A 19,763-nucleotide genomic window follows, 5' to 3' on the forward strand; every position below is an offset into this window, starting at 1 on the left:
AACTATTACACCGAGGTAACACAGATGAGTGCGGCTCCACTGTATCCCGTTCGTCCCGAGGTTGCGGCCACTACCCTGACCGACGAGGCCACCTACAAGGCCATGTACCAGCAATCGGTGATCAATCCGGACGGCTTCTGGCGCGAGCAGGCCCAGCGTCTGGACTGGATCAAGCCGTTTACCAAGGTCAAGCAGACCTCCTTCGATGACCACCATGTCGATATCAAGTGGTTTGCCGATGGCACTCTGAACGTTTCCTCCAACTGCCTGGACCGCCACCTTGAAGAGCGTGGCGACCAGTTGGCGATCATCTGGGAAGGCGACGACCCTTCCGAGCACCGCAACATCACCTACCGCGAGCTCCACGAGCAGGTCTGCAAGTTTGCCAACGCCTTGCGTGGCCAGGACGTGCACCGCGGCGACGTGGTGACCATCTACATGCCGATGATCCCCGAGGCCGTGGTCGCCATGCTGGCCTGTGCCCGCATCGGTGCAATCCACTCGGTGGTATTCGGCGGCTTCTCCCCCGAGGCGCTGGCCGGCCGAATCATCGACTGCAAGTCCAAGGTGGTGATCACCGCCGACGAAGGTTTGCGCGGCGGCCGTCGTACCCCGCTCAAGGGCAACGTCGACCTGGCCCTGACCAACCCTGAAACCAACAGCGTGCAGAAGATCATCGTGTGCAAGCGCACCGGTGGCGAGATTGCCTGGCACCAGCACCGCGACATCTGGTACGAAGACCTGATGAAAGTGGCTTCCAGCCACTGCGCGCCGAAAGAAATGGGTGCCGAGGAAGCGCTGTTCATCCTTTATACCTCCGGCTCCACCGGCAAGCCCAAGGGCGTGCTGCACACCACGGGGGGGTACCTGGTGTATGCCGCGCTGACCCATGAGCGGGTGTTCGACTACCGCCCGGGTGAGGTCTACTGGTGCACCGCAGACGTGGGCTGGGTCACCGGCCACAGCTACATCGTCTACGGCCCGCTGGCCAACGGCGCCACCACCTTGCTGTTCGAGGGTGTGCCGAACTACCCGGACATCACCCGGGTGTCGAAAATCATCGACAAGCACAAGGTCAACATCCTCTACACCGCGCCTACCGCGATTCGCGCCATGATGGCCGAAGGGCAGGCGGCCGTTGACGGCGCCGATGGTTCCAGCTTGCGCCTGCTGGGTTCGGTCGGCGAGCCGATCAACCCCGAGGCATGGAACTGGTACTACAAGGCGGTCGGCAAAGAGCGTTGCCCGATCGTCGATACCTGGTGGCAGACCGAAACTGGCGGCATCCTGATCAGCCCGTTGCCAGGCGCCACCGGCCTCAAGCCGGGTTCGGCAACCCGTCCGTTCTTCGGTGTGGTGCCGGCGCTAGTGGACAACCTGGGCAACCTCATCGATGGCGCCGCCGAAGGCAACCTGGTGATCCTCGATTCCTGGCCGGGCCAGTCGCGTTCGCTGTATGGCGATCACGACCGTTTCGTCGACACCTACTTCAAGACCTTCCGTGGCATGTACTTCACCGGTGACGGCGCGCGCCGCGACGAAGATGGTTACTACTGGATCACCGGCCGTGTGGATGACGTGCTCAACGTGTCCGGCCACCGCATGGGCACTGCCGAAATCGAAAGTGCCATGGTTGCCCACGCCAAGGTTGCCGAGGCGGCCGTGGTGGGTGTGCCGCACGACATCAAGGGGCAGGGCATCTATGTCTATGTCACCCTCAATGCCGGCGTGGAGCCCAGCGAGCAACTGCGCCTGGAGCTGAAAAACTGGGTGCGCAAGGAGATCGGGCCGATTGCTTCGCCGGACGTGATCCAGTGGGCGCCTGGGCTGCCGAAGACCCGCTCGGGCAAGATCATGCGGCGTATCCTGCGCAAGATCGCCACGGCGGAGTACGGCTCATTGGGGGATATCTCGACCCTGGCCGACCCGGGTGTGGTGCAGCACCTGATCGACACGCACAAAGCGATGAACCTGGCTTCGGCGTGATGCGCAGGGGGTTGTAGCACGCCCCCCTGAGGCCCTGATAAAAACCCCGCTCGGGCAACCGGCGGGGTTTTTGCTTTACTGTTACCCGACATTCATCGGTAACTCTTCTGTCACCTTGGGTGATCGCAAACGGGGCGCGAGGAAACAGTTCGGCCCACTTTCGGTGCATTTTTGCAGGCATTTTTGCCTGGGTGGTACGCTGCACTTGCCGTGACACAAGGCTTTGCCAATAATAGGCCCAGTATTTGCTAGTTCAATGGGTTCTAATTCTTGCGCTCTTGCATATCTTGCAATGGCTGTCAACATCGCCCGCAGCGGTTTCAAGCGCTTCTGTAAGTAGTTGTCGCTTTGAAGAAATATCGACTACCGGGCTGTCGTTAAAATGCCACTCACTCGCTCGTGGTCTCCGACCGACCCTGCGCGGCTCGCGTTGTACCCATTCGCATATCGGGCAGCCGTTACCTGCCTTGTATTGCCCCGTACCGATGGAGTTACCTGATGAAGAAGCTCGCACTGCTTGGCGCCCTGGCGCTGTCCGTGTTTTCCCTGGTGTCGCAGGCCGATGAAAAACCATTGAAAATCGGTATCGAAGCCGCCTACCCACCCTTTGCCTTCAAGCAGCCCGACGGCAGCATTGCCGGTTTCGACTACGACATCGGCAATGCCCTGTGTGAAGAGATGAAAGCCAAGTGCACCTGGGTCGAGCAAGAGTTCGACGGCCTGATCCCGGCACTGAAGGTGCGCAAGATCGACGCGATTCTGTCGTCCATGTCGATTACCGAAGACCGCAAGAAGTCGGTCGACTTCACCAACCGCTACTACCTGACCCCAGCACGCCTGGTGATGAAGGAAGGCACCACCGTCAGCGACAGCCTGGGCGAACTGCAGGGCAAGAAGATCGGCGTGCAGCGCGGCTCGATCCATGACCGCTTCGCCAAGGAAGTGCTGGGCGCCAAAGGTGCCACCGTGGTTCCTTACGGCACCCAGAACGAAATCTACCTGGATGTGGCTGCCGGCCGCCTCGATGGCACGGTGGCTGACGCCACCCTGCTGGAAGACGGCTTCCTGAAAACTGACGCAGGCAAAGGCTTCGCCTTCGTTGGCCCAGCGTTCACCGACGCCAAGTACTTCGGCGACGGCATTGGCATTGCCGTGCGCAAGGGTGACAAGGCCAACGTCGACCGCATCAACGCGGCCATCGACGCCATCCGTGCCAATGGCAAGTACAAAGAAATCGAGAAGAAGTACTTCAACTTCGACATCTACGGTCCAGACTCGAACTAAGACGTCGGGTTTCACCTGTGCAATGGTGCAAACAGCAGAGGCTCTGAGGTTTGCACCATTTTTCATTCTTTAGGTCGAGGACCTCATCATGTTGAAAGGCTACGGGGCAGTCATCCTCGACGGGGCGTGGCTGACGCTGCAGCTCGCCCTGTCGTCGATGGCCCTGGCCATCGTGCTCGGCCTGATTGGCGTGGCGCTGCGCTTGTCGCCGGTGCGCTGGCTGGCCTGGTTGGGCGATATGTATGCCACGGTGATCCGTGGTATTCCGGATTTGGTACTGATCCTGCTGATGTTCTACGGCGGGCAGGACATCATCAACCGGGTAGCGCCGCTGTTTGGCTACGAAGACTACATCGACCTGAACCCGCTGGCTGCGGGCATCGGCACCTTGGGCTTCATCTTTGGCGCGTACCTGTCGGAAACCTTCCGTGGCGCCTTCCTCGGCATCCCCAAGGGCCAGGCCGAAGCCGGCGTGGCCTATGGCATGAGCAACCTTCAGGTGTTCTTCCGCATCCAGGTGCCACAGATGATCCGCCTGGCCATTCCGGGCTTCACCAACAACTGGCTGGTGCTGACCAAGGCCACGGCGCTGATCTCGGTGGTCGGCCTGCAGGACATGATGTTCAAAGCCAAGCAGGCGGCTGACGCCACCCGCGAACCCTTCACCTTCTTTCTGGCGGTGGCGGCCATGTACCTGGTACTGACCAGTGTCTCGCTGCTGGCCTTGAAGTATCTTGAAAAACGCTACTCGGTGGGCGTCAAGGTGGTTGAACTATGATCTTCGACTACAACGTGGTGTGGGAGGCCATGCCGCTGTACCTCGGCGGGCTGCTGACCACCCTCAAGCTGCTGGCGCTGTCGCTGTTCTTCGGCCTGCTCGCAGCGGTTCCGCTGGGCTTGATGCGGGTGTCCAAGCAGCCGCTGGTTAACCTCAGTGCCTGGCTGTACACCTATGTGATTCGCGGCACGCCGATGCTGGTGCAGCTGTTTCTGATCTACTACGGCCTGGCCCAGTTCGAAGCGGTGCGCGCGAGTATCTTCTGGCCGATGCTGTCCAGTGCCACCTTCTGCGCCTGCCTGGCCTTTGCCGTCAACACCAGTGCCTACACCGCAGAGATCATCGCCGGCAGCCTCAAGGCCACGCCCCATGGCGAGATCGAGGCAGCCAAGGCCATGGGCATGTCGCGCTTCAAGATGTACCGGCGCATCCTGCTGCCGTCGGCCTTGCGCCGGGCGCTGCCGCAGTACAGCAACGAAGTGATCATGATGCTGCAGACCACCAGCCTTGCCTCGATCGTTACCCTGATCGACATCACTGGCGCGGCGCGCACGGTCAATGCCCAGTACTACCTGCCTTTCGAGGCCTACATCACGGCGGGCGTGTTCTACCTGTGCCTGACCTTCATCCTGGTGCGCCTGTTCAAGATGGCCGAACGCCGCTGGCTCGGCTACCTGGCGCCGCGCAAGCACTGACCGCTCTGTGAGAATCGACAGCATGTACAAACTCGAAGTCCAAGACCTGCACAAGCGCTACGGCAGCCATGAAGTGCTCAAGGGCGTGTCCCTGGCGGCCAAGGCTGGCGATGTGATCAGCATCATCGGCTCCAGCGGTTCGGGCAAGTCGACCTTCCTGCGCTGCATCAACCTGCTCGAGCAGCCCCACGCCGGCAAGATCCTGCTCAACAACGAAGAGTTAAAGCTGGTCGCCGGCAAGGATGGCGCACTCAAGGCGGCCGACCCGCGTCAGTTGCAGCGCATGCGCTCGCGCCTGTCGATGGTGTTTCAGCATTTCAACCTGTGGTCGCACATGACTGCGCTGGAAAACGTCATCGAGGCCCCCGTGCACGTGCTCGGGATGAACAAGAAAGAGGCCCTGGAAAAGGCCGAGCACTACCTGGCCAAAGTCGGTGTCGCCCACCGCAAGGATGCCTTCCCGGGGCACATGTCCGGTGGCGAGCAGCAGCGCGTGGCGATTGCCCGTGCCCTGGCCGTGGAGCCTGAAGTGATGCTGTTCGACGAACCGACCTCGGCGCTCGACCCCGAGCTGGTGGGTGATGTGCTCAAGGTCATGCAGGCACTGGCCCAGGAAGGCCGGACCATGGTGGTGGTGACCCACGAGATGGGCTTTGCCCGCGAGGTGTCGAACCAGTTGGTATTCCTGCACAAGGGCCTGGTGGAAGAGACCGGTTGCCCGCGCGAGGTGCTGGCCAACCCGCAATCGGAGCGGCTCAAGCAGTTCCTCTCCGGCAGCCTCAAGTAAAGAACGCTGCATCTTTGCACCAGAATAGGGCATGCTGCGCAGCGAGCGCAGCCTGACCCTGCGCCACAGACTCGAACGACCCCAGGTTTCGGACCGCACCCTATGACCACCCAGCGAATTGGTTTTCTCATCTGGCCCAGCACCAAGCCCTTGACCCTGGCGCTGGCCGAGGAAGTGTTGCAGGTGGCCCAGCGGGTGCATCCGGATGTGGTCTACGAATTGGCCTTTCTTCAGGCCGAGCCTGCCGTTGAGGGTGCCTGGCGCCTGCCGGGCGAGCCGTGGAATGGCCGCCTGGAGGGCTGTCAGAAGCTCTTGTTGCTGGCCGACGAGCCACCGCAGGCCGTCGGCTCGGTGCTGTCGACCGCGCTCAAGCAGCAGGCGCGAAGTGGTTGCGTGATCGGTGGCTTGTCGGCCGGTGTGTATCCGCTGGCCCAGCTTGGCCTGCTCGACGGTTATCGTGCGGCGGTGCACTGGCGCTGGCAGGACGATTTTGCCGAGCGCTTCCCCAAGGTCATCGCCACCAGCCACCTGTTCGACTGGGACCGTGACCGCCTGACCGCCTGTGGTGGCATGGCGGTGACTGATCTGTTGCTGGCCGTGCTGGCCCGTGATCATGGTGCGGAGCTGGCGGGGGCGGTGTCTGAAGAACTGGTGGTCGAGCGTATCCGCGAGGGGGGCGAGCGTCAGCGTATTCCGTTGCAGAACCGCCTGGGCTCCAGCCACCCCAAGCTGACCCAGGCCGTATTGCTGATGGAAGCCAATATCGAAGAGCCGCTGACCACCGACGAGATCGCTCAGCATGTGTGCGTGTCGCGTCGGCAGCTGGAGCGCATCTTCAAGCAGTACCTGAACCGGGTACCCAGCCAGTATTACCTCGAGCTGCGGCTTAACAAAGCGCGGCAGATGCTGATGCAGACCAGCAAGTCGATCATCCAGATCGGCTTGTCGTGCGGGTTCTCCTCGGGGCCGCATTTTTCCAGTGCGTACCGCAATTTCTTTGGCGCGACGCCGCGTGAAGACCGCAACCAGCGGCGTAACAGCAGCCCGTTCGAGTTGAGTTCGGCGCCCGCCGAGAAGGGTTGACGCTTGTCTGACGGTGCAGGCCCCACGAATGGGTCGGTGCCGGCAGCATCCAATCCCGGTGTGAACACCCGTTCACCCAGCCACCCACTCCCGTTACACTGCGCGATTGCGACAGTGTTTGTCGCATTGCCGAAAGCCTGGGTAAAACAGGGTTTTGCGCTGTAACAAGTTGTCGCTTGGCCGCAAGGACAGGCGCCCATCAGTCCTTACAATCCCCCCATCGCTCGCCACTTCCAGGCCAGCGTTCCTCTTCAGGAGACTCAGATGTCCGTTGAGCAAGCCCCGGTGCAACGTGCCGATTTCGACCAGGTCATGGTCCCCAACTATTCGCCGGCGGCCTTCATTCCTGTGCGAGGCGAGGGTTCCCGAGTCTGGGACCAGTCGGGTCGCGAGCTGATCGACTTCGCTGGCGGTATCGCCGTCAACGCCCTGGGTCACTGCCATCCGGCACTGGTCAAGGCACTGACCGAGCAGGCCAACACCCTCTGGCACGTATCCAACGTATTCACCAACGAGCCGGCGCTGCGCCTGGCCCACAAACTGGTGGACGCGACGTTTGCCGACCGAGCCTTCTTCTGCAACTCCGGTGCCGAAGCCAACGAGGCCGCCTTCAAGCTGGCCCGTCGCGTTGCCCATGACCGTTTCGGCCCTGAAAAGCACGAAATCATCGCCACCGTGAACAGCTTCCACGGGCGCACCCTGTTCACCGTCAGCGTCGGCGGCCAGCCGAAGTACTCCGACGGCTTCGGGCCGAAGATCACCGGCATCAGCCATGTGCCGTACAACGACCTGGAAGCGCTCAAGGCACAGATTTCCGACAAGACCTGCGCCGTGGTGATCGAGCCGATCCAGGGCGAGAGCGGTGTGGTCCCGGCCGACAAGGCTTACCTGGAAGGCGCACGCAAGCTGTGCGATGAGCACAATGCACTGCTGATCTTCGACGAAGTGCAGACCGGCGTCGGCCGTACTGGTTCGCTGTACGCCTATCAGCACTACGGTGTGACCCCCGACATCCTGACCAGCGCCAAGAGCCTGGGCGGCGGTTTCCCGATCGGCGCCATGCTGACCACCACCGAGCTGGCCAAGCACCTGGCTGTCGGCACCCACGGCACCACCTATGGTGGCAACCCGCTGGGCTGCGCCGTTGCCTGCGCCGTGCTGGACGTGATCAACACCCCGCAAACCCTGGCCGGTATCAAGGCCAAGCACGAGCGTTTCAAGGCCCGTCTGGAGCAGATCGGGCAGAAGTACAGCCTGTTCACCCAGGTGCGTGGCGTTGGCCTGCTGATTGGCTGCGTGTTGACCGACGCCTGGAAGGGCAAGGCCAAGGACGTGCTCAACGCCGCCGAGAAAGAAGGGGTGATGGTGCTGCAAGCCGGCCCGGACGTGGTGCGTTTCGCGCCTAGCCTGGTGGTTGAAGACGCCGACATCGATGAAGGCCTGGACCGCTTCGAACGCGCCGTGGCCACACTGACCCAGGGCTGATAAGCCTGCGGTCCTGTCGTCGGCCCAGAAGGGGCCGGCGATACCTGAATTCCAGCGCGGGCGCGTGCTTGCAGTGTCAATCGCGCGCCCGCCGTTTTTTCGTGCCGCCTTAAGCGGCCCGCTTTACCAAAGGAGTGACACCATGCTGGTGATGCGCCCCGCGCAAATGGCTGACCTGAACGAAGTGCAGCGCATGGCTGCCGACAGCCCCATTGGTGTCACCTCGCTGCCGGACGATTCTGCCCGTCTGGGCGACAAGATCGCCGCGTCGGAAACCTCCTTCGCCGCCGAGGTCAGCTTCAATGGCGAAGAAAGCTACTTCTTCGTGCTCGAAGACAGCGTCACCGGCAAGCTTGCCGGCTGTTCGGCCATCGTCGCCTCGGCCGGCTACTCCGAGCCGTTCTACAGTTTCCGTAACGAGACCTTCGTGCACGCCTCGCGCGAGCTGAAGATCCACAACAAGATCCATGTCCTGTCGCTGTGCCATGACTTGACCGGCAACAGCCTGCTGACCAGCTTCTACGTCTTGCCTGAACTGGTCGGCAGTGGCTGGGCCGAGCTCAACTCGCGTGGCCGCCTGCTGTTCATGGCCGCGCACCCGGAGCGCTTCGCCGACTCGGTGGTGACCGAGATCGTTGGCTACAGCGATGATCAGGGCGAATCGCCATTCTGGGATGCCATAGGGCGCAATTTCTTCGACCTCAACTACGCCGACGCCGAGCGCCTGTGCGGGTTGAAGAGCCGCACGTTCCTGGCCGAGCTGATGCCGCACTACCCGATCTATGTGCCGCTGCTGCCCGACGAAGCCCAGGAAGCCATGGGCCAGGTTCATCCGCGGGCGCAGATCACCTTCGACATCCTGATGCGTGAAGGTTTCGAGACCGAGCACTACATCGACATCTTCGACGGCGGGCCGACCTTGCATGCGCGGGCTTCGGGCATTCGCTCGATTGCCCAGAGCCGTGTGGTGCCGGTCAAGCTTGAAGATGCCCCGGTCAAGGGCGGGCGCCCGTACCTGGTGTGCAACGGCCAGTTGCAGGACTACCGTGCAGTGTTGCTGGAGCTCGACTGGGTGCCCGGCAAACCGGTCAGCCTGGGGCGCGATGCGGCCGACGCCCTGGGCATTGGTGAGGGTGGCAGTGTGCGTCTGGTTGCCGTCTGAGGCGCGAGCCTGCGCAGACCGCTCGTAACAGCAAGCTCGAAACGAAGCGTTTCGCGGTGGCAGAGGTCGCCGCTCAAGGAGATAGCATGATCGTTCGTCCCGTACGCAGCAGCGATTTACCCGCGCTGATCGAACTGGCTCGCAGCACCGGCACCACTGGGCTGACTACGCTGCCGGCCAACGAAGAACGCCTCGGGCATCGCGTGGGTTGGGCCGAAAAGAGCTTCCGTGGTGAAGCTGAACGTGGCGATACCGACTACCTGTTCGTGCTGGAGAATGACGAAGGCATGGTGGTGGGCATCAGCGCCATCGCCGGTGCCGTCGGCCTGCGTGAGCCCTGGTACAACTACCGGGTCGGCCTGACCGTCAGCGCCTCGCAGGAGCTGAACATCTACCGCGAGATCCCCACCCTGTTCCTGGCCAACGACCTGACCGGCAACTCCGAGCTGTGCTCGCTGTTCCTGCGTAGCGACCACCGCTCTGGCCTCAACGGCCGCTTGCTGTCACGCGCACGCATGCTGTTCATCGCCGAATTCCCGGAGCTGTTCGGCAAGAAGATCATCGCCGAGATGCGCGGCATGTCCGACGAGCAGGGGCGTTCGCCGTTCTGGGAAAGCCTGGGCCGGCACTTCTTCAAGATGGAGTTCAGCCAGGCCGACTACCTGACCGGGGTGGGCAACAAGTCGTTCATCGCCGAGCTGATGCCCAAGTTCCCGCTGTACACCTGCTTCCTGTCCGAGGCGGCGCGCAATGTGATCGGCCGTGTGCACACCGACACCGAGCCTGCGCTGGCCATGCTCAAGCAGGAAGGGTTCAGCTACCAAGGCTATGTCGACATCTTCGACGCCGGCCCTGCCATCGAATGCGAGACCGCGAAAATTCGCGCCGTGCGCGAAAGCCAGACCCTGGTGCTGGCGGTCGGCACCCCCGGCGATGACGCGACGCCTTACATCATCCACAACCGCAAACGCGACGACTGCCGCATCACCGCCGCGCCCGCACGCCTGGCGGCAGGCACTCTGGTGGTCGACCCGCTGACCGCCAAGCGCCTGCGCATGGGGGCTGGCGACAACGTGCGGGCCGTGCCGCTGTCGGCTAGCCGGGAGGCCCAGTAAATGACCACGCATTACATCGCCGGCAACTGGCAGGCCGGCCAGGGCGCCGCCCTGCAATCGCTCAACCCGGTGAGCCAGGCCGTAGTCTGGGAAGGGCAGGGTGCCGATGCCAGCCAGGTTGATGCCGCCGTGCGGGCCGCTCGCCAGACCTTTCCGGCCTGGGCACAACTGAGCCTGGAAGCGCGTATCGACGTGCTGGAAAAATTTGCCGAACAGCTGAAGCAGCATGCCGAGGCGCTGGCGCATTGCATCGGTGAAGAAACCGGCAAGCCGCTGTGGGAGTCTGCGACCGAAGTCACCAGCATGGTCAACAAGGTGGCGATTTCGGTGCAGAGCTACCGCGAGCGGACCGGCGAAAAAAGCGGCCCGCTGGCCGATGCCACCGCCGTGTTGCGGCACAAGCCACATGGTGTGGTGGCGGTGTTCGGGCCTTACAACTTCCCGGGCCACTTGCCCAATGGGCATATCGTGCCGGCGCTGCTGGCGGGTAACTGCGTGGTGTTCAAGCCCAGCGAGCTGACGCCCAAGGTTGCCGAGCTGACCGTCAACTGCTGGATCGCTGCCGGCCTGCCCGCCGGTGTGCTCAACCTGGTGCAGGGCGCGCGCGAAACCGGTGTGGCGCTGGCGGCCAACCCGGGGATCGACGGGCTGTTCTTCACAGGCTCCAGTCGCACCGGCAACCTGCTGCACCAGCAGTTCGCCGGGCGCCCGGACAAAATTCTCGCGCTGGAGATGGGCGGTAACAACCCGCTGGTGGTGGACGAGGTCAAGGACCTCGACGCTGCGGTGTACACCATCATCCAGTCGGCATTCATTTCCGCTGGCCAGCGCTGTACCTGCGCGCGTCGCCTGCTGGTGCCGCAAGGGGCCTGGGGCGATACGCTGATCGCGCGGCTGGTCGAGGTGTGCAGAAGCATCACGGTGGGCGCATTCGACCAGCAGCCAGCGCCGTTCATGGGCTCGGTGATATCGCTGCAGGCGGCCCAGGCGCTGCTTGCAGCCCAGGCCGACCTGGTGGGCAAGGGCGCCGTGAAGTTGCTGGAGATGACTCAGCCGCAGGCCGACGCCGCACTGCTGACGCCTGGCATCCTCGATGTCAGCGCCGTTGCCGGGCGCCCTGACGAAGAGTTCTTCGGCCCGTTGCTGCAGGTGATTCGCTACACCGACTTCGATGCCGCCATCGATGAGGCCAACAACACCCAGTACGGCCTGGCCGCCGGGTTGCTCTCCGACTCCCGCGCGCGCTACCAGTATTTCTGGCTGCGCAGCCGGGCGGGCATCGTCAACTGGAACAAGCAGCTGACCGGTGCCGCCAGCAGCGCGCCGTTCGGTGGCGTCGGCAACAGCGGCAACCACCGCGCCAGTGCCTACTATGCAGCCGATTACTGCGCTTACCCCGTGGCCTCGCTGGAGACCGCCAGCCTCGCCTTGCCGGCAACCCTGACGCCGGGCGTCACCCTATAACAAACGGTCTCGGAGCCTAGCCGATGAAATCCTACGAAGTGAATTTTGATGGCCTGGTGGGGCCAACCCACAACTATGGCGGCTTGTCCTACGGCAATGTGGCTTCGCAGAGCAACAGCCAGCAGTCGTCCAACCCGCGCGAAGCCGCGCGCCAGGGCCTGGCAAAAATGAAGGCCCTGGCCGACATGGGCTTCAAGCAGGGCGTGCTGGCCCCGCAGGAACGGCCAGACGTGGCCGCGTTGCGCCGCCTGGGCTTCTCAGGCAGCGATGCCGAGGTGATCCAGCGCGCAGCCAGGGAAGCCATGCCCTTGCTGGTCGCCAGTTGCTCGGCGTCGAGCATGTGGGTGGCCAATGCCGCCACGGTCAGCCCCAGTGCCGACACGGCCGATGGTCGCGTGCATTTCACGGCCGCCAACCTCAACTGCAAGTACCACCGCAGTATCGAGCACCCGACCACCAGCCGTGTGCTGGGTGCGATGTTCGCCGATGACAGGCACTTCGCTCACCACCCGGCGTTGCCGGCGGTGGCGCAGTTCGGCGACGAGGGTGCGGCCAACCACACACGCTTCTGCCGTCGCTACGGCGAAGCGGGCGTCGAATTCTTCGTCTACGGCCGCAGCGCGTTCGACAGCCGCTACCCCGCGCCGCAGAAGTACCCGGCGCGCCAGACCCTGGAAGCGTCCCAAGCCGTGGCCCGGCTGCACGGCCTGAGCGACGACGGCGTGGTCTACGCTCAACAGAACCCGGCGGTGATCGACCAGGGCGTGTTCCACAATGACGTGATTTCGGTGGGTAACGGCGAGGTGCTGTTCTACCACGAAGACGCCTTCCTCGAGACCGATGCGGTGCTTGGCCAGCTGCAAGCTAAACTGGCCAGTAAGGGTGGCAACTTCCAGGCCATCCGTGTGTCGCGTGCGGCAGTGGCGGTGGAGGATGCGGTGCGTTCCTACCTGTTCAACAGTCAGCTGCTCAGCCGCGATGACGGCTCCATGCTGTTGGTGGTGCCGGAAGAATGCCGGAGCAACGAGCGGGTCTGGGCTTATCTTGGCCAGTTGACCCAGCAGGGCGGCCCGGTAAGCGAGGTCAAGGTGTTCGACCTCAAGCAAAGCATGCAGAACGGCGGGGGCCCTGCTTGCCTGCGTCTTCGCGTAGCGTTGAAGGAATCGGAACTGGCGGCGGTCAATCCAGGCGTTATCATGACCGCGCCGCTGTACGACACGCTGCTGCAGTGGGTAGACAAGCATTACCGCGACCGCATGGGCGAAGCGGACCTTGCCGACCCGCAGTTGTTGGTCGAATGCCGTACGGCACTGGATGAGTTGACTCAGATTCTGCAATTGGGTTCGGTCTATCCGTTCCAACGCCAACCTTGAAGAGAGACTAAGTAATGACCGATGCCCTGCGCCTGATCCTCGAAGACGAAGACGGCACCCAGCTGGAAACTTCCTGCACTCGCTTTGCCGTTGTCTGGCAAGGCAAGGAAGTGTGGATTCAGCAGGACGGCCGCGGCCAGTTGCTGATTGGCGTGGACGTCGAGGAAGACGACACCGAGTACGCCAACCTGCTGCTGCGCCCGATGGCCACCAACCTGGTCAGCCTGCAGCTGGAGATGGAGCCGGCCGAAGTCGCTGACGGCGACGATCACGTCCATGGCCCAGACTGCGGCCACCAACACTAAGGAAGTGCCTATGCTCGCCCTCGGCAAATTGCTTGAGCTGACCTTGACCGATCACGAACCGGCCGAGAAGACCCAAGTTACACCCAAGGGCGTGCGTTTGCGCTGGCTGGGGGAGGGCGCACTCGAAGTGCGCCCGACCGAGGCTGAAGATTGCGGGCTCGACCTGCTGTTGTCGGCCGGCATCCATGGCAACGAAACAGCGCCGATCGAATTGCTCGAACGGCTGCTGCATGGCGTGGCCAATGGCAAGATCAAACCGTGCGCGCGGGTGTTGTTCCTGTTCGGTAACCCGGCGGCCATCCGCAAGGGCGAGCGCTTCATCGAGCAGGACATCAACCGCCTGTTCAATGGCCGTCACGAGCTTTCCAGTGGTTTCGAGGCGCTGCGCGCCGCGGAGCTTGAGCAGTTTGCCCGGGTGTTCTTCAGCAAGCCCGAGCGCTTGCGCTTGCATTACGACCTGCATACCGCCATCCGTGGTTCGAAGATCGAGCAGTTCGCCCTGTACCCGTACAAGGAAGGGCGCAAACATTCTCGTCGAGAGCTGGCGCGCCTGGCGGCAGCCGGCATGGAGGCGGTGCTGCTGCAGAGCAAGTCGTCCATCACCTTCAGTGCATTCACCTATGAGCAGCTCGATGCCGAGGCGTTTACCCTGGAGTTGGGCAGGGCGCGGCCGTTCGGGCAGAACGAAGAGGTCAATCTGGACAAGCTGGAAAAGCGCCTGATCCAGATCATCGAAGGCACCGAACCCGAGGCGCAAGACTCGCTCGATGGCCTGAAACTGTTCAGTGTCGCCCGCGAGATCATCAAGCACAGCGAGGGCTTCCGCCTGCACTTGCCGGCGGATATCGAAAACTTCTCCGAGTTGAGCAAAGGTTACCTGTTGGCTGAAGACCTGGCCGAGATGCGCTGGGTAGTCGAAGAGGAGGGTGCGCGCATCATCTTCCCCAACCCCAAGGTCAGGAATGGCCTCAGGGCAGGGATTCTCATCGTGCCTGATGAAGGGCGTAGTCTGGCCTGAACCGGTCAGTCGGCTGACGTTGGGGCAGGGGCCAGCATGTCTGGTGCCAGTGCGTCATAGGCCTGCTGCAGGATTCTCGCCAACGTGGTCAGTCCGTCGAGGCCGCTGGCGTCATAGGGGTCGTAAAGCACAGCGGTGTAGCTGCCCGGCAGCAGATGTGAATACTTGGCAGGGATCACGCGTTGCAGGTCAAAGCCCGGGCCCTGTTGCGGCGGCCCGGCATGGCGCTGCATGAGCACGATATCAGGCACGCTGGCGTACTGTTGGCGCGCTGTATCCAGAAGCCGCTTGAGTTCGGGGTAGCCCGGCAGAAGGGCCAGCTGTTCGAAGACGCGTGCCAGGAACTGTGGGGTGCCGTAGAGGTACAGGTTTTCGATGGCGGTGATTTCAAAATGCCTGTCCGGGTCGGCGCTGGCGTCAATGCGCAGCGGGCACGTGACGCCAGCGCCAATCGTTTCTGGCAGCGTTGTGCCCATGAACAGCAAATGAAGCCGCTGCTCAGGTGAGGCCTGCTGAATGATGAAAGATTCGCCTTCGACTTCCAGGGTGATATCGCTGCCCTGGCTCAATTTCACATTGGCGGTACTCAACCAGACCAGAATCTCGTCCAGGTTACCGACGTTTTCCTCGTCATCGATGGCCTCGATGACCCTGCGCTGAAAATGTACCAAGGGCGCCTTGTAGAGATCGAACAGCTCGTAATTGAAATACACCCGTGAGACGCCGAGCCCTGAAGGCGACGGGTTGTCATAGCCGATTGCTTCATCCATTTCGCCGAAACCGGCGCCTTTGCTTCTGTCATTACCGTCCACGCGCTGCGCAGTTACTGCATGGGTAGTCATGTGCATGTGCTCTGGGAAAAGGGTTGGCCAGACTAGGTATGAACGCAGGACACAGGGCGCTACACAGATAGCGCTGAGACATTCTTCAGTGTGCTATGGAGGGTGCCGCTTGCCGGTCGGCGCGGCCAACCCGCCGCCAGTGAGAGAGTCGGTTTGGATCCGATTTCGAATGAAAACCTTTTAATTCACCGTCTATTCCATTTTCCCTTCCCTTCGGCCGTAATGGGCTTGCCAGTGGCGAAAGGCTGCAATTAGCATCCGGTCATGTCATTTTCGTTTGCAACCGCCTGAAAACCGTCTAATCGACGTTTTCCATCGCATAAACACACTGCACCGAGCTTGCAGGACCGATATAATGCGGCCCTTTGCCGTCGTTTCGTCGACGCGTTTGCCCATCAGGGCCGCCGTTTCCGTGGAAGAACCTATGAAAAGCGCAGAAATCCGTGAAGCCTTCCTTCGCTTCTTCGAGGAGCAGGGGCATACCCGAGTCGCCTCCAGCTCCCTGATTCCGGGCAATGACCCGACCCTGCTGTTTACCAACGCCGGCATGAACCAGTTCAAGGACTGCTTCCTCGGCCAGGAAAAACGCGCCTACACCCGCGCGGTCAGCAGCCAGAAGTGCGTACGCGCCGGCGGCAAGCACAACGACCTGGAAAACGTCGGCTACACCGCGCGTCACCATACGTTCTTCGAGATGCTGGGCAACTTCAGCTTCGGCGACTATTTCAAGCGTGACGCGATCACCTACGCCTGGACCTTCCTGACCTCGGACAAGTGGCTTAACCTGCCCAAGGAAAAGCTCTGGGTTACCGTGTACGCCACCGATGACGAAGCCTACGACATCTGGACCAAGGAAATCGGCGTGCCGGCCGAGCGCATGGTGCGCATCGGTGACAACAAAGGCGCCCCCTACGCGTCCGACAACTTCTGGACCATGGGCGATACCGGCCCGTGCGGCCCCTGCACCGAGATCTTCTACGACCACGGCGCCGACATCTGGGGCGGCCCACCCGGCTCCCCGGAAGAAGACGGCGACCGTTACATCGAGATCTGGAACAACGTCTTCATGCAGTTCAACCGCACCGCCGATGGCGTCTTGCACCCGCTGCCAGCCCCGTCGGTAGACACCGGCATGGGCCTGGAACGGGTCAGTGCGGTACTGCAACATGTTCACTCGAACTACGAGATCGACCTCTTTCAGAACCTGCTGAGCGCGGCGGCCAAGGCCATCGGTTGCAGCAATGACAGCCAGGCGTCGCTGAAAGTGGTCGCCGATCACATCCGTTCTTGCGGCTTCCTGATTGCCGATGGCGTGCTGCCATCCAACGAAGGCCGTGGCTACGTGCTGCGCCGCATCATCCGCCGCGCTTGCCGCCACGGTAACAAGCTGGGTGCCAAGGGCAGCTTCTTCTACCAGATCGTTGCCGCGCTGGTGGCCGAAATGGGTGAAGCCTTCCCTGAACTGAAAAGCCAGCAGGCGCATATCGAACGCGTGCTCAAGGCTGAAGAAGAGCAGTTCGCCAAGACCCTGGAGCAAGGCCTGCGCATCCTCGAACAGGACCTGGCGCAACTGCAGGGTGACGTGGTCCCGGGTGACGTGGTGTTCAAGCTGTACGACACCTACGGCTTCCCCATGGACCTGACCGCCGACATCGCCCGTGAGCGCGAGCTGACCATCGACGAAGCCGGTTTCGAGCGCGAAATGGACGCCCAGCGTGAGCGTGCCCGCTCTGCCAGTGCCTTCGGCATGGACTACAACAGCCTGGTCAAGGTCGACACCGCCACTGACTTCCTGGGCTACACCACCACTGAAGGCCAGGCCAAGGTCATCGCCCTGTACAAGGACGGCCAGGCCGTCGAGCAACTGGGCGAGGGCGAACAGGGTGTAGTGGTCCTCGATCGCACGCCGTTCTACGCCGAGTCCGGTGGCCAGGTCGGTGACTGCGGTTACCTGCAGGCTGGCGCCGTGCGCTTCGACGTGCGCGACACCACCAAGACCGGCGGTGCCTTCCTGCACCACGGTGTGGTGGCCAGCGGTGCGCTGAGCGTGGGTGCCGAGGTCGAGGCCAAGGTCGATGCCGAAGTGCAGCACGCCACTTCGCTGAACCACTCGGCCACCCACCTGCTGCACGAAGCGCTGCGCCAGGTGCTGGGCGACCACGTACAGCAGAAGGGCTCGCTGGTCGACAGCCAGCGCCTGCGTTTCGACTTCAGCCACTTCGAGGCGGTCAAGCCAGAGCAAATCAAGGCGCTGGAAGAGATCGTCAACCGTGAAGTGCGCCGCAACACCGAAGTGCTGACCGAGGTGACCGACATCGAAACCGCCAAGCGCAAAGGCGCCATGGCCCTGTTCGGCGAGAAGTACGGCGACACCGTGCGTGTGCTGAGCATGGGTGGCGATTTCTCGGTGGAGCTGTGCGGTGGTATCCATGCCAAGCGCACGGGTGATATCAGCCTGTTCAAGATCATCAGCGAAGGCGGCGTGGCCTCTGGCGTACGTCGTATCGAAGCGGTTACCGGCGCGGCTGCGCTGGCCTACCTGAACGCTGCCGAAGAGCAGGTCAAGGAAGCCGCGCAACTGGTCAAGGGTAATCGTGACAACCTGATCGACAAGCTGTCGGCTGTGCTCGAGCGCAACCGTCAGCTGGAGAAGCAGCTGGAACAGCTGCAGGCCAAAGCCGCCAGCGCCGCCGGGGATGATCTCTCCAACGCGGCCGTTGAGGTCAAAGGTGCCAAGGTACTTGCCGCTCGCCTGGATGGGCAGGATGGCAAGGCCCTGCTGGCCCTGGTCGATCAGCTGAAGAACAAGCTCGGCCACGCAGTGATCCTGCTGGGCAGCGAGCATGAGGGCAAGGTCGTGCTGGTGGCCGGCGTGACCAAAGACCTCTCCAGCCAACTCAAGGCTGGCGATCTGATGAAACAAGCCGCAGCAAAAGTGGGTGGCAAGGGCGGTGGCCGTCCGGACATGGCCCAGGGTGGTGGCGTCGACGTCGCTGCGCTGGACCAGGCCCTGGCGCTGGCCGTGCCGTTCGCAGAGCAGGGACTTTGAGATGAGGGGGCCGGCGGGTAGTCGCCGGCCCCTTCATGTTGGATTGTTTTTTGGGGCCCTGTATGGGCTGAGGCACCATTGAAATGGCGTTGATCGTACAGAAATTTGGCGGCACCTCTGTCGGTTCCATCGAGCGGATCGAGCAGGTAGCCGAAAAGGTCAAGAAACACCGTGAGGCAGGCGACGACCTGGTGGTTGTGCTGTCGGCCATGAGCGGTGAAACCAATCGCCTGATCGATCTGGCCAAGCAGATCACCGATCAGCCGGTTCCACGTGAGCTGGACGTGATCGTGTCGACCGGTGAGCAGGTCACCATTGCCCTGCTGACCATGGCCTTGATCAAGCGTGGTGTGCCAGCGGTGTCCTACACCGGCAATCAGGTACGCATTCTGACCGATAGCTCGCACAACAAGGCGCGCATCCTGCAGATCGACGACCAGAAGATTCGTAACGACCTCAAGGAAGGGCGCGTGGTCGTGGTTGCAGGCTTCCAGGGCGTCGACGAGCACGGCAGCATCACCACCCTTGGCCGTGGTGGCTCCGACACCACCGGCGTGGCCCTGGCGGCGGCGCTCAAGGCCGACGAGTGCCAGATCTACACCGACGTCGATGGCGTCTACACCACTGACCCGCGCGTTGTGCCGCAGGCGCAGCGCCTGGAGAAGATCACCTTCGAAGAGATGCTGGAAATGGCCAGCCTCGGCTCCAAGGTGCTGCAGATCCGTTCGGTGGAGTTCGCCGGCAAGTACAACGTCCCGCTGCGCGTGCTGCACAGCTTCAAGGAGGGTCCAGGTACCCTCATTACCATTGATGAAGAGGAATCCATGGAACAGCCGATCATTTCCGGTATCGCCTTCAACCGTGATGAAGCCAAGCTGACCATTCGCGGCGTGCCGGACACCCCGGGCGTGGCCTTCAAGATCCTCGGCCCGATCAGCGCCTCGAACATCGAAGTCGACATGATCGTGCAGAACGTTGCGCACGATAACACCACCGACTTCACCTTCACCGTACACCGCAACGAGTACGAGAAGGCGCAAAGCGTGCTGGAAAACACCGCCCGCGAAATCGGTGCCCGTGAAGTGATCGGCGACATCAAGATCGCCAAGGTCTCGATCGTTGGCGTTGGCATGCGCTCACACGCCGGCGTTGCCAGCCGCATGTTCGAAGCCCTGGCCAAGGAGAGCATCAACATCCAGATGATCTCCACCTCCGAGATCAAGGTGTCGGTAGTGATCGAAGAGAAGTACCTGGAGCTGGCCGTACGCGCGCTGCACACCGCGTTCGAGCTCGACGCTCCTGCCCGACAGGGCGAGTAAGGCGCTGCCTGGAAGGGC

At 62.4% G+C, this 19,763-nt stretch carries 16 protein-coding genes; 15 read left to right on the plus strand and 1 reads right to left on the minus strand.

Going from position 1 to position 19,763, the window contains the following annotated elements:
• The first annotated feature begins 24 nt into the window (after positions 1–24).
• The 13 genes from acs (at position 25) to astE (ending at position 14,535) form a co-directional block, all read left to right on the plus strand.
• Positions 25–1,986 carry an acetate--CoA ligase gene (acs, locus tag HU770_RS14230; protein ID WP_033699574.1) on the plus strand — a complete coding sequence of 654 codons (1,962 nt, stop codon included), beginning with the start codon at positions 25–27 and terminating at the stop codon, positions 1,984–1,986.
• Between the two features lie 498 nt (positions 1,987–2,484).
• Positions 2,485–3,270, plus strand: coding sequence for an ABC transporter substrate-binding protein (locus HU770_RS14235; protein WP_033699573.1), 786 nt, complete (start codon positions 2,485–2,487; stop codon positions 3,268–3,270).
• Positions 3,271–3,358: 88 nt separating this feature from the next.
• The gene (locus HU770_RS14240; protein ID WP_186663956.1) at positions 3,359–4,048 is read left to right on the plus strand and encodes an ABC transporter permease; all 690 of its coding nucleotides are present in this window, start codon (positions 3,359–3,361) and stop codon (positions 4,046–4,048) included.
• Entirely contained in the window at positions 4,045–4,743 is a 699-nt protein-coding gene (locus HU770_RS14245; protein WP_186657978.1) for an ABC transporter permease, read from the plus strand. Before HU770_RS14240 ends, HU770_RS14245 begins: the two co-directional genes overlap by 4 nt.
• 22 nt (positions 4,744–4,765) lie before the next feature.
• Entirely contained in the window at positions 4,766–5,530 is a 765-nt protein-coding gene (aotP, locus tag HU770_RS14250) for an arginine/ornithine transport ATP-binding protein AotP (protein WP_186657974.1), read from the plus strand.
• Positions 5,531–5,632: 102 nt separating this feature from the next.
• Positions 5,633–6,613: a transcriptional regulator ArgR gene (gene argR, locus HU770_RS14255; protein WP_033699568.1), complete on the plus strand. Its 981-nt coding sequence runs from the start codon at positions 5,633–5,635 to the stop codon at positions 6,611–6,613.
• Between the two features lie 264 nt (positions 6,614–6,877).
• Complete coding sequence (locus tag HU770_RS14260) at positions 6,878–8,098, plus strand: acetylornithine transaminase (RefSeq protein ID WP_186663958.1); 1,221 nt, start codon at positions 6,878–6,880, stop codon at positions 8,096–8,098.
• A 142-nt stretch (positions 8,099–8,240) separates the two neighbouring features.
• On the plus strand, positions 8,241–9,260 hold the full coding sequence (gene aruF / locus HU770_RS14265; protein ID WP_047583454.1) for an arginine/ornithine succinyltransferase subunit alpha: 1,020 nt from the start codon (positions 8,241–8,243) through the stop codon (positions 9,258–9,260).
• Positions 9,261–9,346: 86 nt separating this feature from the next.
• Positions 9,347–10,375: an arginine N-succinyltransferase gene (gene astA / locus HU770_RS14270; RefSeq protein ID WP_186657955.1), complete on the plus strand. Its 1,029-nt coding sequence runs from the start codon at positions 9,347–9,349 to the stop codon at positions 10,373–10,375.
• Complete coding sequence (gene astD, locus HU770_RS14275; RefSeq protein ID WP_186657953.1) at positions 10,376–11,839, plus strand: succinylglutamate-semialdehyde dehydrogenase; 1,464 nt, start codon at positions 10,376–10,378, stop codon at positions 11,837–11,839.
• Positions 11,840–11,862: 23 nt separating this feature from the next.
• Positions 11,863–13,212, plus strand: coding sequence for an N-succinylarginine dihydrolase (gene astB, locus HU770_RS14280; protein ID WP_186657951.1), 1,350 nt, complete (start codon positions 11,863–11,865; stop codon positions 13,210–13,212).
• Between the two features lie 14 nt (positions 13,213–13,226).
• Complete coding sequence (locus tag HU770_RS14285) at positions 13,227–13,517, plus strand: topoisomerase II (RefSeq protein ID WP_033699561.1); 291 nt, start codon at positions 13,227–13,229, stop codon at positions 13,515–13,517.
• Positions 13,518–13,527: 10 nt separating this feature from the next.
• Positions 13,528–14,535: a succinylglutamate desuccinylase gene (astE, locus tag HU770_RS14290; RefSeq protein WP_186657949.1), complete on the plus strand. Its 1,008-nt coding sequence runs from the start codon at positions 13,528–13,530 to the stop codon at positions 14,533–14,535.
• Between the two features lie 5 nt (positions 14,536–14,540).
• Here the strand turns inward: astE and HU770_RS14295 are convergent, their stop codons facing one another.
• The gene (locus HU770_RS14295; protein ID WP_186657947.1) at positions 14,541–15,377 is read right to left on the minus strand and encodes a hypothetical protein; all 837 of its coding nucleotides are present in this window, start codon (positions 15,375–15,377) and stop codon (positions 14,541–14,543) included.
• Between the two features lie 424 nt (positions 15,378–15,801).
• On the opposite strand from HU770_RS14295, the gene alaS reads away from it, so the two are divergent.
• Complete coding sequence (gene alaS / locus HU770_RS14300) at positions 15,802–18,426, plus strand: alanine--tRNA ligase (RefSeq protein WP_186657945.1); 2,625 nt, start codon at positions 15,802–15,804, stop codon at positions 18,424–18,426.
• Positions 18,427–18,509: 83 nt separating this feature from the next.
• The gene (locus tag HU770_RS14305) at positions 18,510–19,745 is read left to right on the plus strand and encodes an aspartate kinase (RefSeq protein ID WP_033699557.1); all 1,236 of its coding nucleotides are present in this window, start codon (positions 18,510–18,512) and stop codon (positions 19,743–19,745) included.
• Positions 19,746–19,763: the final 18 nt, after the last annotated feature.

The organism is Pseudomonas sp. SWRI68 (genome assembly GCF_014269165.1).
Lineage (GTDB): Bacteria > Pseudomonadota > Gammaproteobacteria > Pseudomonadales > Pseudomonadaceae > Aquipseudomonas > Aquipseudomonas capeferrum.